Source organism: Nonomuraea sp. WAC 01424 (assembly GCF_003947315.1).
Taxonomy (GTDB): Bacteria; Actinomycetota; Actinomycetes; order Streptosporangiales; family Streptosporangiaceae; genus Nonomuraea; species Nonomuraea spiralis.
The window spans coordinates 24,952-39,951 of sequence record NZ_QHHZ01000007.1; the positions used below are offsets into that span (position 1 = coordinate 24,952).

Here is a 15,000-nt window from a genome sequence, read left to right on the forward strand (position 1 = left end):
GTTCTCAAGCATCAGGCTGACAAGCTGGGGACGTTCTTTTCCTGAAAAGCAGGTTCGGCCTGATTTCCCTTGCGTGTCCCGTATGTAGTGAGCGAAGGGCGTAACCGCTCAGATGGCTCCCGTGAGATGCGGCAACCATACATATGCCGAGCAGTCTGACTTGACGTCGGGGCCAAAGATGCGGGTTCATGCCACGTGCCCCAACAGTCTGAGACACCCGCTATCCCAGCCGATCGCCACAGGACATTTCCTGAGCGGGAGGAGGGGCATTTGGTCGGCTAGGTCGGTGAAAGGAAGTTCTATGTGTGACGGTTAGTTTCCTTACCAAACACCAAGTCGGTAACAAATTCGCGTGTAGCGACATCAAGCCATACAGCGCCTATATGTAGCGGCCCCGGCCTGGCCACACATCCGCCAAGACGTTCGCCAAGCCGAGGGCCATCCCGCCCCAGTTCAGTGGAGAGGATGGATTCATCTTGCACCACCTTGCCCGCTCCCACGCCGTAATCGCGGCGACCGATCGCCTCGACTGCCCAGTAGACAGCGGTTGCACTGATCAGCAAACCGATGCGACGCCCTCCGCCAGGCCATGCCCGTCAACGGCGGTGTCGGCGACGCCGGCTTCACGACGGACCGACTCTTTCACCGCGACGGGATCAGGCAACTGTGGGGCAGCAGCTTCTCGAGGCGGTAAGGCCTTGCGCCACCCAAGTCTCAACCAGTGTCACCGCACCAATATGCCTCCCTCTTCGAGGGGTGGTAGCCGATGAGCAGGTCCGACGAACTGCTGACCGTCACTCAAGTTCTCAAGGAACTGGGCGGTGTTTCCCGCCGCACCTTCTACCGCTGGCGTCAACTCGGTCGGGCGCCGGTGTGCATCCAACTCCCCAACCTCGAACTCCGCGTTTGGCGGAGCGACCTCAACGCCTGGATCGAGTCACGGCGGGAGGCGGCATGAGGACCACCTACGACGTAAAGCTCGGGGGTATCCAGCAGCGCTCCAACCAGGCTATGCCCATCTACATCGCCCGATGGCGCATCGCCGGGAAGGAGAAGTCGAAGAGCTTCCGGACCAAAGGACTGGCCAGTGCGTTCATGTCGGATCTGCGGCAGGCGACCAAGACGGGGGAGGAATTCGACATCGCTACCGGCCTGCCGGTCTCGATGTTGGCGCCGGAGTCCATCGGTCCTTCCTTCCTGGAGTTCGCCCAGTCCTATGTCCTCCGGCGCTGGAACACCTCGGCCGCTCGAACACGAGAAACGGATGCGTACGCGCTCCTGTCGCTGGTTCCCGCCCTGGTAGTAGACGCCCCTCGTCGTCCTGCAACCGAGGCGCTGCGCGAGGTGCTCCGGAACCACGCACTCCTCCCGCAGGATCGACGGCTGGAATTGACCGCGGCGCAAGCCGCAACCCTGACCTGGCTGGAACGCGCTTCCCTGCCGCTGGCAGCTCTAGGAGAGCCGCACATCCTACGTACAGCCTTGGAAGCCATCTCCGTCACCTTCGCCGGATCCCCAGCGGGAGCGAACACGGTGCGTCGCAAGCGCGCCGTCCTCCATCACCTGCTTGAACACGCCGTAGAGCAGAAGGCGTTCGACAGCAATCCGATGGACGGCATCAAGTGGACCGCACCCAAAGCCGTCACGGTCATCGACCCTCGAACGGTAGTCAACCCCGCCCAAGCCCGACAGCTCCTCGACGCCGTCCCCAAGGTAGGACGCAACCGGGGCGCACGACTCAAGGCGCTCTTCGCCTGCATCTATTACGCCGCACTTCGGCCGGAGGAGGCCGCGGACCTACGACAGAGGAACTGCACGTTGCCCGAATCGGGCTGGGGCCTGATCGTCCTGGAGAAAGCACGGCCTCAAGGTACGAAGCGGTGGACCAACTCGGGGGAGACCCACGAGTCCCGCAACCTGAAGCATCGAGCAGACAAAGAGACTCGAGAGATCCCGATTCCACCCGCCCTCGTCGCGATCCTTCGCGAGCACCTTGCCGAGTACGGCACGGCGAGGGACGGAAGGATCTTCTACACGGGCACGGGCGGCACCTACTCCAGCTCGGCGCACTCCTACGTCTGGCAGGAAGCCCGTAAACTCGTCCTCAGCCCTGAACAGATCACCTCTTCCCTAGCGGCTCGACCATACGATCTCCGCCATGCGGCGGTCTCGCTGTGGCTGAATGCAGGCGTACCTGCTGTCGAAGTCGCCAAGCGCGCCGGCCACAGCGTGGACGTCCTGCTCCGGGTGTACGCGAAGTGCATGGATGGCCAGCAAGAGCACATCAACTCCAAGATCGCCGATGTGCTGACTGATTAGGGCACTGGAGCGATGACGGCCCCGGCCAAGCTGGGGCCGTCTGTCTTCGCGCTCGGCGTTCGTCTGCCGCTGGCGGACCTCTACGGCTCAGGACGGCCGGTCGACCGACTCCGCCGGTGAACCGTCACATCCCTCGAAGAAAATCGGTGTCGATCACCACGTCTTCTACCTGGCGAATCGTGGTGGTGACCCCGATCCCGTACTCCTTGAGCAGGTCACAGAGCTGATCACCGTCAATGAGATCGATGGGTGTGGCTCCATCGCGAGTAGCTTCCCTCTTGGCGGGCTCAGTGAACGTTCCCGTTGTGATCATCAATCCGCGGTCGCCACGTCCGCTCAACGCGCCGCGAAACGCTTGGACCTCGGGTGCGCCAACGGTCCCGCGGTAGCGCTTGCACTGGAAGAAGACCGGAAAGCTGACGAGTGAGATCCGGTACTTCCCCCAGCCGTCGATGCCGCCATCGCCGGAAAGTTTGGTGACGTGGGTGTTGGAGAAGCCAGCCTCGCGAAGGAGCCGCTGCGATAGACGCTCGAAAGCATCCGGAGGCATCGCCAGCAGTGCCTCACGCAGAACCTCCCGCCAGGCTTCCTGCTCGGGCTCCGCCTCGCTGCTGTCTGGAAGCGGCAGCTCTTTCTCCGGAGGAGTGACGATCTTCCCTGTTGGCTCGGTAGCCTGATCGCTCTCCTGCCGCGGCTTCTTCCGGACGGCCAGCTGGTAGTCCCTGTGGAGCTTGTCGATCTCATCGAGTCGTACCGTTCGGCCGTACTCGGTGAGGGACCACACCCGCTTGCTGTTGGTGAGGAGCCCCATGCCCTTGAGGTAGCTTCTCGCCCACCCGATCCGTTCCTCCAAGAGGCTCTTCGAGCCTCTGTTATTGAGGACGGCCTGTTGTTCTTCCGAGATCCGCTCAGTCTCGATGACCTTGGAGCTGATCTCAGTGATCGATCCTGAGCCGTCGAGGTCCCGGACGGCCGCGAGAGTGGGCCATAAAAGGTCCTTGTACGTGGGCACTGTGGGGTCCGTCACAGAGGGATCATGACAGAGGGGTACGGCGAGTTTCATCGCAGTCTGAGCTCTCGTCATCAACAGCGCTACGGATCAGTACAGATTGCGGTGGTACGTCAGATGCTGCCGATCGATGTCGTGACCGGGAACGGTCCGCAAGGCGCCCCTCGACTCGCCGGTGAGCCGATTGATCACCATGAGGTCGTCTGTGACGATGATGGCGCCCTGGTCGAAGAGCACATGGTCATTGGGGCATAGGCAGAGGAGATTGCCTGCCACGTCGTAGCCATCGTGCGGGCTGCCGAGCGGGCGGATATGTGCTCCCTCGGCGTACGGGCCGCTAGGGAGAAGCAGTCGGACTCCGCACATCTGGCAGGTGTGATCGTGCAGGGCCTTGATCAGCTGCGAGAGTGCGTTGTCGCGAACGATGCGCTTGATCGTGGTGGGGCGGCGTTCCGGTGCATGAAGGTCGTCGGGCGGTGGGGGCGGCTCTTCATCGATGTCGCCCAGGCCGACGCGGATGAGCAGCGCGTTCTGATCCTCGCCCGGGAAGTACTTCTCCAAGAGGTACGCGCTGGCTTGAGACCGTACCGTCTGATCTTCCGCCACCAGGTCGTACACCCACTCACGGAGACCGGAGACCGGCTGGTTTCGGCTCATCCATGCCAAAGGCGGGCTGCCGCTGGGGCGAGGCGGTTCCGGATGGTCGGGTAGCGTCCATAACCCGAAGTGTGTGAGCTTCAAGATCGGATATTCGGGGGTTGGCCGGTCGCCCGGCAGGCCGAACTCGCTGATGAGCGCACTGATCTCGGCCCGTACGACAGCCCAGGGGACAAGGCGTTCTGCTCGGTGTGCCGCTTGGCCGAGGGCCCAAAGCAGGGTGAGCGGCTGGTGACGCTTGGGGCGTCCGTTCGAGACTGCGGTGTCGAGGTTTCTGATCTTGTCCAGGAACGTGGCGGCAGGCGATGCGTCTTGGCCCGGACCGAGGAGAAAACCGAGGTGTCCAAGGACCCTGCCCACCGTTGCGGCCCCACCGGAGAACTCCGACGCGCGCAGCGAGCGCCCGTCGACACCTCGGTGTGCCACCCCGACGATCGCCTTGGAGTCGTACCGGCGTCCGTTGTGGATGATGAAGTAGTCGCGTGCTTCGCGGTAGCCGTACCGCTCAAGGAAGGCATCGCGGCCCAGCTGGTCGTACTCTTCGATGGCCATGAGGACCATCTCGCGTTTGAGATCAGATAACGCCATTGGATCACGATATGTCCGGAGATCGACAGTCCAGCACCTCGCGGCAATCGAACCGACGACAGTCGGATTAGAAGAGACTCGTGACGACTTACAAGGGGCGCGTCTTCTGGACTTGGGTTTCGACGTAAGCGGTGCTGACAGGGGCGCTCCACTTCCAGATCATTCCTGCGGTGTTGAGCTTGCGGGTCAGCTTGCCGATCAGTTGATCTTTCTCGGCCGAGCTGAGCTGCCCGCCTGAGATGAGCTGGGTGTACCGCACGGTATCGACGATGGCCGACTTCACCCGCTCGTGGGCCAGATAGATGTCGAGATCGTGGTCCCACCCCTGAGTGCACTGGGCCGGCATGTTGCTCACCCAGCCGTCAAGTACGGACTGGCGCTCGTCGTCGTAGTAGCTCATCTTGTGGAAGTGGACGGCAAGTTCGTAGACAGGGTCGCCCCACAGAGCGAGTTCCCAGTCGAGGAACATGACGTGTCCGTCACGGAAGATCATGTTCTTTCGGTGGACGTCCGCGTGGACGAGCGTGAAGGGCCGTGGCGCGAGTTCGGGCCAGCGGGCGAGTACCGGCGCCAGCGGGTCGTCAGGGATGCCGAGCGCGGTGAACAGCGACTGATAGGAGTCGTGGAAGGTGTCGTAGACCTGTGCGGTCACGTCGGACAGTCGCGCGGCGAAGGCGGGCGGGTCGGCTATAACCGGCCATGACGGCGGTAGCTCCGGCAGACGGTCCAGCGGAACCCTGGCGAGCTGTACGAACAGCTCGACGACGTCGCCCAGTACGGCAGGCGGCACCCGGCTGCCTCGCGGGGCGATGCTGTCGAGGACGTCTCCGGCAATGAACTCGTGAACCTGGAAAGGGGGCTCTTGCGACACGTGCAGCAGCTTCGGGACATGGGCGACACACGGTGCAAGGGCGGCGAGGACGTCCTGCTCAGGCCAGATCCGAAGATCCATGGTGTCGGCTCCGGCGATCGGGATGCGGACGATGACCGGTCCACTCGGGGTGTCGACTCGGACGTTGTCGTTGTAGAAGCCGCTGGCGCCGTTTCTGGCCTGAACAGCGGTGTTGTAGAGATCGAGCATCACGTAAGCAGCCCCCGCAGGTGATCGTTCATCCGCGCCTCCAAGGCCTCCAGCGAGTCCAACGGCTCGATGTCGCTCCGGGCCCGCCGGGCGGCCGCGCTGATCGTGTCGTCGGTGCGCTGGAGCATTCCGAGCAGGTATTCGGCCGTCATAAGCAGTGTCGGATAAACCTCGACTGCCACCAACTCGTCCACCGCCCACCGGAGCGAAGCCATGGCCTGATCTGCCTGTCCAAGACGGATGTGAAGGCTGGCGCGGACGAGCTCCGCCCTGGCGCGACCGGACCGGTAGCCGGCCTTCTCCAAGGTGCGGCAAGCGTGATCCAGAGATGTACGGGCGTCGTCGAAGTGCCCGATGGTCAGCTGGGCGTGGCCCAGAGCGGTGAATGCCTTGCCTGCCTCGTGCAGAGCGCCAAGGTCGCTGTTGGTCTCGACCGCTTCACCTGCGACCGCGATCGCCGAGACGGGATCCGTCCAGGCGAGCAGTTCGGCGCGGTTGGTCTTGATCAGCGCTGCCCCGATGACTGTTCCCGCTTGGCGGTAGCGCATCTCTGCATCGCGAAGATGCCGTTCCGCCCTCTCGAAGTCGTAGCTGAAGCGAGACGCCAGATGCAGCAGCCGAGCTAGGTCGCCCTGGAGGACGTGGGCGTCCGCAGGACTGCTGGCGGTCACCTCGTCAGCCAGGAGGAAGGCCCGGCGGAATCTGCCCTGGGCCATGTGGAGATCCGCGCTCCACAGACCCGCAGGGTGGCGTTCTGGCCCCTCGCGTCCCTCCCAGACGCTTGAGTAGATATGCAATGCTTCGGCTGTCTGCCCACCGATGCGCCGCCCGTGCCCTGCGGCGACAGCGAGACGCGCACCTGCCCGGCTCGGCAGAGACCACGATCGTTCTGGCGTCAGCTTGTTGATCTTCTCCGCATCCCCCAGCAGGACTGCCGCCTCAGCCGCCAGACACCGCGCGGTCTGGTCCAGAGCCTCGTCTGGTTCGCTCTGCTCGAGATGATCCCTCAGATCGGCGACCAGGCCGGATACCCCTTGAGCCCCGCCCAGGGCGGCGATCCGGTCGGCGTAGTCCAGCAGCCGATCGCTGGACAGGATCGCGCCACCGAGGCCGTGGTAGGCCGCTTCTCGGACCGCCGTTGGGGCATCGGTGACGTCAGCGCGCTCGTTCCACAGGCTGTGCAGCACCTTGTGGGCCTCCTGACTGATCGCAGCCGACAGCCGCCCCCGCAGGACACTGGTGATGAGCTGATGCAGCTGGAAGCGTGACTCCGGTGCGGGATACACGAAGGAGTACGACGTCAGTTTCTCCCACGCGATCTGCCCGGCGGGGAGATGGAAGGCCTGGGCCAGCCGGGTGAACAGTTCGAAGTCGAAGGTGCGCGCGACGCTCAACAGCTCCAGGTATCGGCGCTCGTCGGGATCTACGTGCTGAAGGAAGCGCTGCATGATCTCGTCCTGGGAGACCACCTGCCGTCTGCTTTCGCTGTCGACGGCGAGGTGCAGGTAGAACGGCACGCCGACGCTCGCCTTCGCGATCACCTGTTGCATGCGAGGATCGGTGACGCCGCCGTCGGTCAGCAACTCCATCCGCGCATCCATTGGGAGCCCCTCCAGCGGGAGCTGGCGAATGATTCGTTCCCATTCCGGAGCGTATTGACGCCAGGGCAGCGATTCCCTGCTCGCGATGACAACGAGGCCGTGGTCAAGCTGGGCTACGAGGTCTCGCAGCCACACATCCGAGGCGGCTTGCCCGAGCGCGTCGTAGGCATCGATGACGACGAGGTACGGCCTGTCCTTGCGGCCGAGGCGCAAGTCCTCGGCGAACAGATAGGTGACCGCGTCGACCAGATCTGCGCCGGGAAGCTGGTCGAGCTGACCGAGCGTCTCGTCGGTTCGCAGGTGGCGCCGGCGCTTGCGGGCGTCAGCTCCCCGATCCAGCAGCTTGATCAGCCCTACCGCGGTGGCGAACACCGGAACACCGGAGGTGGCGTCCAGCACCTCTGTGAGGACCTCGCTGGACTGGACGAAGGGGAGCTCCCGGCGGCTCAGCCCGAGATGCGGATGCAGCCGCTGCCACAGCACCGCATAGGCGATGTCGTACCGGTCGAACCGTACTCCCTGGCGGCCGAACTGCATGCGCAGCACGGCTAGGGCGTCCTCTTGCTGGCGGTGCGCAGGAACCTGGAGATCCAAGGTAGCCACCATGCAACTGCTCTGGGCTCGCTGCTCGAACTCTCGCAGGAGGCGGGACTTTCCGATCCCGCCGACGCCGGTGACGTTCAAGACGCGCGGGCCGTCGCCGACCTTTTCGAGCTCCTCGTCGAAGATCGCTCGTTGGTCTTCCCGGTTGACGAAACGGCGATGCAGCGCCGCGACGCGACGGAATCGAGGCTCGAGAGCCATTCCGACCTCTTCCTGTGAGCAACGATCGGTTTGTGGCACACTCCAGGCTCGTGTGCCGTGATTGTGGTGGCATATACAGCTTCGCCACTTCAGCCAGCGTCGCCGTAGAAACACAGACGACCATCAAAGATCGACGCATCGCCCGACGTCAACGAGATCGTGAATTAGGGTGCCCGAAAGAGGCTCGGACGGAACCCGGCATGCGGACGACGCCTTCAGTAATTGTCCTATTTCATCCTTCGTGCCGTATGTGGCAAGTAAGTACGTATGAACCTTCTTGGTGAAGGGTGGGACAGTGGCCAGGGTCTCTGCCGTATTGGGCGGGGTTATCGCCACCGAACTGGCATCGACCGAGAGTCAGGAACGACGCGTGGACGAGGATCGGTGCCGGAAAAACGGTACGGAGAGTTCGAGGTAGCCGGGGCTGGAAACGGAGGGAGGAACCTGCTCATGGCCACTGGGGCGGCACGCCGGATTGGGAGACCGGCGGCCACGAAAGCCTCAGGCCCTGCTGGCAGGACAGGCCGCCGCGCCAGCCCCCGACCGTGGACAACTTCCGGGGGACTCAGCCGCTGATTTCTGCACGGATGGCCCTCTGTTGTAAGGGCAGAGGCTCTCGGCTGCGGTGACGCGCTGCAAGCGTGGTCATTGTGGTGGAGCGTTGCCGACGTCAGGGGGTAGAGGAGGGCTCGGGGGTTCCGTTGGGCCACAGGCAGGTGGAGTTGGCGCCAAGGGTGAGCACGTTACCGGCTGCCCAGCCGATGCTCATAAGGAAGTCATCGGGGCGGGAGTGCGCGTAAAGCTGTAGACCGTTCTCGTTCTCGCCCGAGATGTCGTGGCCCTGGCTCTGCCAGTACGCCTTCACCTCGGCGATCACCTCCTTGAGTGCATCCTCGGTTGTGGGCAGCCCTCTCAGGTGATACTCGCGACTGACCACGATCCGGTCTTCGGAGCCGCCGTCCTGCGGGTCGAGGCAGAGGCCGTCGTTGAGGCTGGGCTGATACAGGTCCAGTTGGGGCTTGGGACGGATAGCGCTGGCGGTTCCGTCGATGAGCTGCTCGATCCGGGTGAGCGCCTGTGCTTTGGTGATGGTCGGCTTGTCGGCCGCTGGATTCATGGCTCCTCCCACGGTTCCGCCAGGCGCGCACCCGGCGACGAGAACCACAGCTGCGATGATCAACCTGACGGCGCGGAACATCTAGTCTCCCGTCGGCGTGGGCGAAGGCTGTGGAACGGGCGGCGGCGGGGACGCCGGTTCTGACGAAGGGACTGGCTGAGGCGGTGGCGTCAGATGAGGCGTCGGAGGCGGCGCCTGCTTCGGCGTCGGCAGCTTCGATACTTGATCGTACTGGCCGTTGATTATGAATCCCATGTTTTTCAGAGACTCGGACTGGCTGTCCCAGTAGCCGGAGTGTGCACCAATGTCGTACCCGGTGAAAGCCAGGGGACCCGACGCAGGTTTGGGGTCGACAACAAAGCGGTTGGCGCCGAAGGCGATGTTGCTGGGGTCGGTACCGAAGGGGCCCGCGCCATTCGGCAGCCAGGGGGTGAGTACGCCCGAGACGGGATTCCGGCCGCCGCTGAGTGGAAGATGCCCGAGATCGGCGATGGGGTCTTGGGGTGATTCGCCAACCCAGACCTGTTTGACTCCGAGATCGCTTGCTCGCGCCGCCATCGTCCCGGGACTACCCACAAGAATGAGCTGATCGGCGAACGTCCCTTTCCGCGTCAGCGCGGCCATGCCGGTCACCACACTGCCGTAGCTGTGGCCCAGTACGGTGAATCGCGGTGTACCGGTCGGCTGATGAGTGGCGTGGAGACCGTCGAGGAAGCTGGCCAGTGAGCCTGCCCCGGCCTGAGCGAGGTTGGGCGATGCCACGGAGGTGTCGGCCCGGAGGATTCCCGCGTCGAGTTGTGGTGCCTCGTAGCCGAGCCAGATGATCGATGCGGTCTTGGTGTGGGAGGGGGCAGTAGAGCTGGCCCGGTCCCACAAGGTGGCGGCTCGGGACGCGTCACCACCGATCCCCTCCAGCTTGCTGCCCGTACCCGGTACAGATGTGACCACCGAGTCGGCCTTGTCAGGGTCGCCGAAGGAGATGGCGGCCTTGCCGAGTCCGCCCAGTTCGAAGTTGAGCAGGAACGCCGGCGGGCGACCGTTGACTCCGCCCAGCGCCAGGCTCTTCTCGATGGCGCCGATCTGCCGCTGTTCCGCTTCCAGCGCATCGATCTCCATGCGTATATAGGACTGCCGCGCCCCTTGTTTCATACGTGCCTCCTGCTCCCGCAGCTCCGCCAGCCGTTTGCCGACAGCGCTCTTGCGTAAGCCCAGGTAGGCCCGGTTCGCACTGTCACGGGTGGCGGCCGGTACGCCGTTGAGCGAGCCGATCAGATGCGGTGCAGCGTCGATGATGCGCTTGCGGGTGGCCGGGTCGAGTAGCTGCCACCAGGCGCTGACCCGGGCGGCGAGCGTCGGGTCCTTGCCGGTGTTCTGCGCTGCCACCACTTTCTCCAGCGCTGAGGGGTCGCCGGCCGCGGCGGCGGTCAGAGTGTTGCCGAGGCCGTTCGGGTCAGGGGCGGAGCCGCCGAAGAGCCCAAAGCCGAGCACGGCTGCGTTGGTCATGTCTCCGTCGGGACGCTGCTGGAGTACGGTCAGCCGCCTGCGCAGGTCGGTGGCCTGTTCGGTGGCCCAGGTACCCACTCCCGTGACCTGTTGGGCGGGCGCGGCGCTGACGCATGCGGAGGCCAGCGCTGCGGAAAGCTGGCTTCCCGCAGCGGGGAGGTCATGTCCGGCACGCTCCAGGTCGGCCACCATACGGGTCATCGCTTCCACGTTCATCCCGGCATAGCCGCCGCCCATGGATGTGGCGACGGGGAGTGGGGTCGAGAGCGACGGTGCGGTGGCTTGGCCGCCAAGGGCACGGATGCGCTCGGCGATCTGCGATGCTGCAGTTTCAAAGGCCTGCTGGAGCCGGGTGCGCTGGTCGCGGGTGGCTTGCGTGAAGGGGCCTGCGCCACCGCCGACCCAGGCATGGGCCGTCATCTGGCGCATGCTGGAGTCGAGCGCGCTGATGTGGTCGCCCGCCAGCCGCACCACGCGGCTGAGGGCCTCTTCTAAACCGGCCGTCTCGCCCGCCACAAATCCGACGATGTCACGCTTTGCCGCTGCTCGTCCGCGCAACATGCGGACTCGCTATGGGATGCGCACGCTGCAGATCCTCGTGGAGGGTACGTGGCCGATTCAGGCGTCCCTGGAACGGCACGCACGCAGCGCACGATGGCAGCTTCTGGCACGCAGGATTCGTGGCATATCGGTGTGTACGGGGGCAACGTGATTGCCTTGTGAGTCGATCGCGATTGACAGCGAAGATCGCTGTGCAAGGGTAGACCGCATGAGCATGAAACCGCACAGCTTGATCGGCATGGGGTACGAGGGTGTTGAAGATATCGCATCGTTCCTGCGACGTGTCCAGGCGTACAACGTCTCAACCATCGTTGATGTGCGCCTCAATCCCATCTCGCGGAAGCGAGGCTTCAGCAAGACCGCGTTGGGCAATGCGCTAGCCGACGCGGGAGTGGCTTACGTCCACGCACGTGAACTCGGCAACCCTAAGTGGAATCGGCCCGGGTTTGCCGGGCCTCACGATGAGCTGGTGGCGGCTCGCGCGATGTATGAGAAAGCCATCGATAGCGCTGATGCCGACGCGCGGCTCGATGAGATCGCCGCTACAGCCAGCGATGGCATCGTGGCTTTGTTGTGCTTCGAGGCCGACGAGTTCCGCTGCCATCGGTACGTTCTCCTGGACCGGCTCAGGTCCGGCAGAGGCATGCCAGCTGGCATCGCCTAACGGCGGGGATAGAAGACGCCAAGCACGCTGAAGACGTGCTCACGCTTGGCCTGGTTTCCGACGTAGAACACGACGTCATTGCTCGGCGCGCATATTTCGCTGAGCCACCGTTGCCGAAGGGCTTCCATGGCCTCGCGGTCGTCGAGTCCGGTCAGGTTGCGCTGCAACGCCACCAGTTCCCAGTCCAGAAGTCCCTGGCGGTGGCCCGAGCAACGCGCCTCGTGGCATCGATACCGGTACCACGCCTTGAACCGCGGAGCCTGAAGCGCCGTGCGCGGAGCCGACTCGAACAGGTCCAGCTGGCTGACGTATCTGTCGATCTTCGCTCGTTCATCGGAAGTCCATCCCGGATGCGGTTCGATGTCGAAACCGGTGACTTCGCGCGGACGGATTGCCGCCAGTGATCGGCCTGGAGGCCTCGTACGGACTGCCTCCAAGAGTCCGCACATTGTCCCTCGAACATGCTCCCGCACGTAGGGCAACCGCCTATTCCACGTCGGCAGGTGGCCCTGCTTGGTGACCGTCGCGACCACAGGCCGCCAGCTTTCCGGACGTCGATCGCTGCGGTTCGGTCGTGCGTCGAGGGTGATTATGTCGTATTTTTTGAACTTGTTCGGCTGATCGAGCTCGCGATAGTTAATCGGGTAAAGCCGCACCCATCCTTCCTTCCCGATGTCAAGCCGTAGAGCAGCGACGCATACGGTCTCCCCATACGTCGCGGATGGATTCGGCGCTGCTTTCACTGTGATGAGCAACCGCATCTGCTCGACGCCTGGATGAACAGGTTTCACGGGGGCCTGATCCGGATCCGGAGCGAACAACGAGGGCTGCGTCATCGTAAGTCCTCTCCCAGTGGGCGATCCCGACCCTTCATAACTAGCCCGAAAATGCTAGGCCAGCAATAGCCTGAGACCCCCGCCGCGCAGACTTCGAGTTAAAGGGGCTCTCGTTTATTCGTTAACGGGCATCATCTCGGCAATTAATGAACACCCGAATCGCTGGCGCCGATGAAGCCAGGCAACAGCATTCGAACACTTTTTTGAAGGCTTGCCTACCTGTGCGGTGCGCAATTGCTGGTTACTGCTCGACCTAGGTGTTGCTTCTTGATCTGCTGACTATTCGTGGCTGTGCCCTAACCATTGGCGCATGGGGCGAGGTGACATAACCAACGCGGAGTGGGAGCGGCTCAAGCCGCTGCTGCCCGCAGGTGGTCAGTAGGGCGGCCGGTGGAACGACCATCAAAAGACGATCAACGGCGTGTTGTACCGGCCCATACCGGGTTGCCCTGGCGGAACCTGCCCGACCGTTTCGAGCCCTGGATCACGGTCTACAAGCGGCATCGACGCTGGTCGGCCGATGGCGCCTGACAGCGCTTGCTCACCGCAATCCAGACCGAGCAGGACGCCCAGGGCGAGGTGGACTGTGACATCTCCGTTGGCTCAACCACCGTCCGGGCGCACCAGCACGCCGCCGCCTGTCCCCGCACTGCCCAGCCGGCAAAAGGGGGATGCCCCCGGGGCACCTCGGGGCGATCCGGTACTGGCCGCGCTGGCCGCTCGGCTGGCGGAGGTGGTCAGGCTGGAGAATGCCAAGGCCGTTCCCGGGCGGGCTCACCACCAAGATCTACCTGTCGGTGGACGACCGGTGTCAGGCGCTGTCACCGGTGCTGACGCCGGCCAGTACGGCGACAGCCCGCAGTTCCGACGGGTGCTGCGGGCCGTGCGGGTTCCTCGGCAGGGGCCCGGACGCCCGCGCACCCGACCCGAAAGCGTGGCCGCGGACAAGGCATACTCCTCCCGCGCCAACCGCGTCTACCTACGCCGCCGCAAGATCCGTCACACCATCCCTGAACCGCGCGACCAGCGTGCCAACCGCCGCAGGCGTGGCCCTGCGGGAGGCAGGCCCACCGCTTGGATGCCGAGCGCTACAAGGCGCGCAACGTCGTCGAACGGTCGATCAACCGGCTGAAGAAGTTCCAGGCCGTGTCCACGCGCTATGCAAACGCGCCTACATCTTCCTCGGCACCGTCACCTTGACCGCTCTCGGCATCTGGCTTCGAGCCTGATCCAAGAAACAGCCCCTAGCGGGAGTGTGGCATGTCAACGACCTGCGGTGGAAATCGGTCACACTGACTAAATGACTAACCCCGAAGGCCTGATGAGTTTCGGCGAGGCACCTCTATTCGGCATCCGCTGGCGCGGATGAGGGCCGCCGTGCGTGCTGGACCAGGGGCATACCGGGTTGTAACTAACCCACGCGGGATAGCGTCGATGAAGAGCGGTCGCACCCACTGGCCCACAGGACGTGGTCTACCGTCCGGTCTGGCCAGCCTTTCGGGGAGGGCAGTATTCGGATCCTCCAAGCACGTGAGGAGATGTTCGGGTGTCGGCGGTGCGATCACGACGGTGCACCTGCTCGCCGTCGATGGGTGTATCACGCCGGCGCGAGACTGATGGCCGCGTCCTCGATGCGCAGCCGGGCGCATTCGTCAGCGGCCTCGACACCAAGCAGGGTGTAGATGACGGCGGTGTTGCCGTGCGGTGGGCGTCAGTGGCTCCGGCTCAGGCAGCGCCAACGCAAGCCCTGTGGGTCCTGTTGGCTGACTGCCGGCACTTGTGAGCAAGCATGTGCAGACACCCACATCCCCACGGCCTCCGCTACAGACCACGTTGATTAGTGACTGACTTACTGGCCAAGGCCTTGTCTCGTGCCCGAACGCTGTGACCCGGGTGAAGTTCAAAACGTAGCTCGCAGATTGACGACTTCCAAAAATGACGTCACTCCCAAACGGACTGCTGTTGCCTCCCAAACCGACTGCTGCTACCGTCGTCGTGCGGAGGTCGACCGATGGCTCGCCCTTCGCGCTGTCTCGGCAAGCGTCGCGGAGAGGGGGTGGGTTTGATGGGGATGCGCATCGCGATGGTTCTGCTCGCGTTAGCAGTGGCGATGATCTTTGGGCTGTTCGGGGGCATCTGGTGTCTGGTGCGCGGGGAAGGGGTGAATCGGGCGATGAAGGCTGGCGCGGCCGTCTTTGTCGCCATGGCCACGCTTGGCGTCGCGATCATCGCGGTTCTGGCTTCCGGTTGAGGGTGGCCA

At 64.1% G+C, this 15,000-nt stretch carries 11 protein-coding genes and 1 pseudogene; 5 read left to right on the forward strand and 7 right to left on the reverse strand.

The window, feature by feature from the left end; all coding sequences use genetic code 11:
* The first annotated feature begins 766 nt into the window (after positions 1–766).
* Positions 767–958 (forward strand): AlpA family transcriptional regulator, encoded by a 192-nt coding sequence (locus DMB42_RS19915; RefSeq protein WP_125636495.1) that lies wholly within the window; start codon positions 767–769, stop codon positions 956–958.
* The gene (locus DMB42_RS19920) at positions 955–2,319 is read left to right on the forward strand and encodes a tyrosine-type recombinase/integrase (RefSeq protein WP_125636496.1); all 1,365 of its coding nucleotides are present in this window, start codon (positions 955–957) and stop codon (positions 2,317–2,319) included. Before DMB42_RS19915 ends, DMB42_RS19920 begins: the two co-directional genes overlap by 4 nt.
* 124 nt (positions 2,320–2,443) lie before the next feature.
* Here the strand turns inward: DMB42_RS19920 and DMB42_RS19925 are convergent, their stop codons facing one another.
* From DMB42_RS19925 to DMB42_RS55045, 6 genes are all read right to left on the reverse strand, one after another.
* Positions 2,444–3,346 (reverse strand): restriction endonuclease, encoded by a 903-nt coding sequence (locus DMB42_RS19925; RefSeq protein WP_221762246.1) that lies wholly within the window; start codon positions 3,344–3,346, stop codon positions 2,444–2,446.
* A gap of 72 nt (positions 3,347–3,418) precedes the next feature.
* Positions 3,419–4,537, reverse strand: coding sequence for an HNH endonuclease (locus DMB42_RS54300; protein ID WP_221762247.1), 1,119 nt, complete (start codon positions 4,535–4,537; stop codon positions 3,419–3,421).
* 124 nt (positions 4,538–4,661) lie between these two features.
* Positions 4,662–5,654 carry an aminoglycoside phosphotransferase family protein gene (locus DMB42_RS19935; protein ID WP_125636498.1) on the reverse strand — a complete coding sequence of 331 codons (993 nt, stop codon included), beginning with the start codon at positions 5,652–5,654 and terminating at the stop codon, positions 4,662–4,664.
* Positions 5,654–8,059 carry an AAA family ATPase gene (locus DMB42_RS19940; protein ID WP_125636499.1) on the reverse strand — a complete coding sequence of 802 codons (2,406 nt, stop codon included), beginning with the start codon at positions 8,057–8,059 and terminating at the stop codon, positions 5,654–5,656. The genes DMB42_RS19935 and DMB42_RS19940 overlap by 1 nt, the downstream gene beginning before the upstream one ends.
* A 670-nt stretch (positions 8,060–8,729) precedes the next feature.
* Positions 8,730–9,257 (reverse strand): hypothetical protein, encoded by a 528-nt coding sequence (locus DMB42_RS19945; RefSeq protein ID WP_125636500.1) that lies wholly within the window; start codon positions 9,255–9,257, stop codon positions 8,730–8,732.
* A complete protein-coding gene (locus DMB42_RS55045) occupies positions 9,258–11,240 on the reverse strand; it encodes an alpha/beta hydrolase (RefSeq protein ID WP_185844758.1) in 1,983 nt (660 codons plus the stop codon).
* Positions 11,241–11,448: 208 nt separating this feature from the next.
* Here DMB42_RS55045 and DMB42_RS19955 point away from each other — a divergent pair, with 208 nt between their 5' ends.
* Entirely contained in the window at positions 11,449–11,904 is a 456-nt protein-coding gene (locus tag DMB42_RS19955) for a DUF488 domain-containing protein (RefSeq protein WP_221762248.1), read from the forward strand.
* Here the strand turns inward: DMB42_RS19955 and DMB42_RS19960 are convergent.
* The gene (locus DMB42_RS19960; RefSeq protein ID WP_221762249.1) at positions 11,901–12,740 is read right to left on the reverse strand and encodes a hypothetical protein; all 840 of its coding nucleotides are present in this window, start codon (positions 12,738–12,740) and stop codon (positions 11,901–11,903) included. The two genes, DMB42_RS19955 and DMB42_RS19960, sit on opposite strands and share 4 nt — an antisense overlap.
* Before the next feature lie 310 nt (positions 12,741–13,050).
* On the opposite strand from DMB42_RS19960, the pseudogene DMB42_RS19965 reads away from it, so the two are divergent.
* A pseudogene (locus tag DMB42_RS19965) lies at positions 13,051–13,969 on the forward strand (IS5 family transposase).
* 836 nt (positions 13,970–14,805) lie between these two features.
* Positions 14,806–14,991: a hypothetical protein gene (locus DMB42_RS19970; protein ID WP_125636501.1), complete on the forward strand. Its 186-nt coding sequence runs from the start codon at positions 14,806–14,808 to the stop codon at positions 14,989–14,991.
* The last annotated feature ends 9 nt before the right edge of the window (positions 14,992–15,000 follow it).

Coding starts and splice junctions, on each gene's coding strand:
- DMB42_RS19915 (WP_125636495.1), top strand. CDS start 767: ATGAGCAGGTCCGACGAACTGCTGACCGTCACTCAAGTTCTCAAGGAA.
- DMB42_RS19920 (WP_125636496.1), top strand. CDS start 955: ATGAGGACCACCTACGACGTAAAGCTCGGGGGTATCCAGCAGCGCTCC.
- DMB42_RS54300 (WP_221762247.1), bottom strand. CDS start 4,537: ATGGCCATCGAAGAGTACGACCAGCTGGGCCGCGATGCCTTCCTTGAG.
- DMB42_RS19935 (WP_125636498.1), bottom strand. CDS start 5,654: ATGCTCGATCTCTACAACACCGCTGTTCAGGCCAGAAACGGCGCCAGC.
- DMB42_RS19940 (WP_125636499.1), bottom strand. CDS start 8,059: ATGGCTCTCGAGCCTCGATTCCGTCGCGTCGCGGCGCTGCATCGCCGT.
- DMB42_RS19945 (WP_125636500.1), bottom strand. CDS start 9,257: ATGTTCCGCGCCGTCAGGTTGATCATCGCAGCTGTGGTTCTCGTCGCC.
- DMB42_RS55045 (WP_185844758.1), bottom strand. CDS start 11,240: ATGTTGCGCGGACGAGCAGCGGCAAAGCGTGACATCGTCGGATTTGTG.
- DMB42_RS19955 (WP_221762248.1), top strand. CDS start 11,449: ATGAGCATGAAACCGCACAGCTTGATCGGCATGGGGTACGAGGGTGTT.
- DMB42_RS19960 (WP_221762249.1), bottom strand. CDS start 12,740: ATGACGCAGCCCTCGTTGTTCGCTCCGGATCCGGATCAGGCCCCCGTG.
- DMB42_RS19970 (WP_125636501.1), top strand. CDS start 14,806: ATGGGGATGCGCATCGCGATGGTTCTGCTCGCGTTAGCAGTGGCGATG.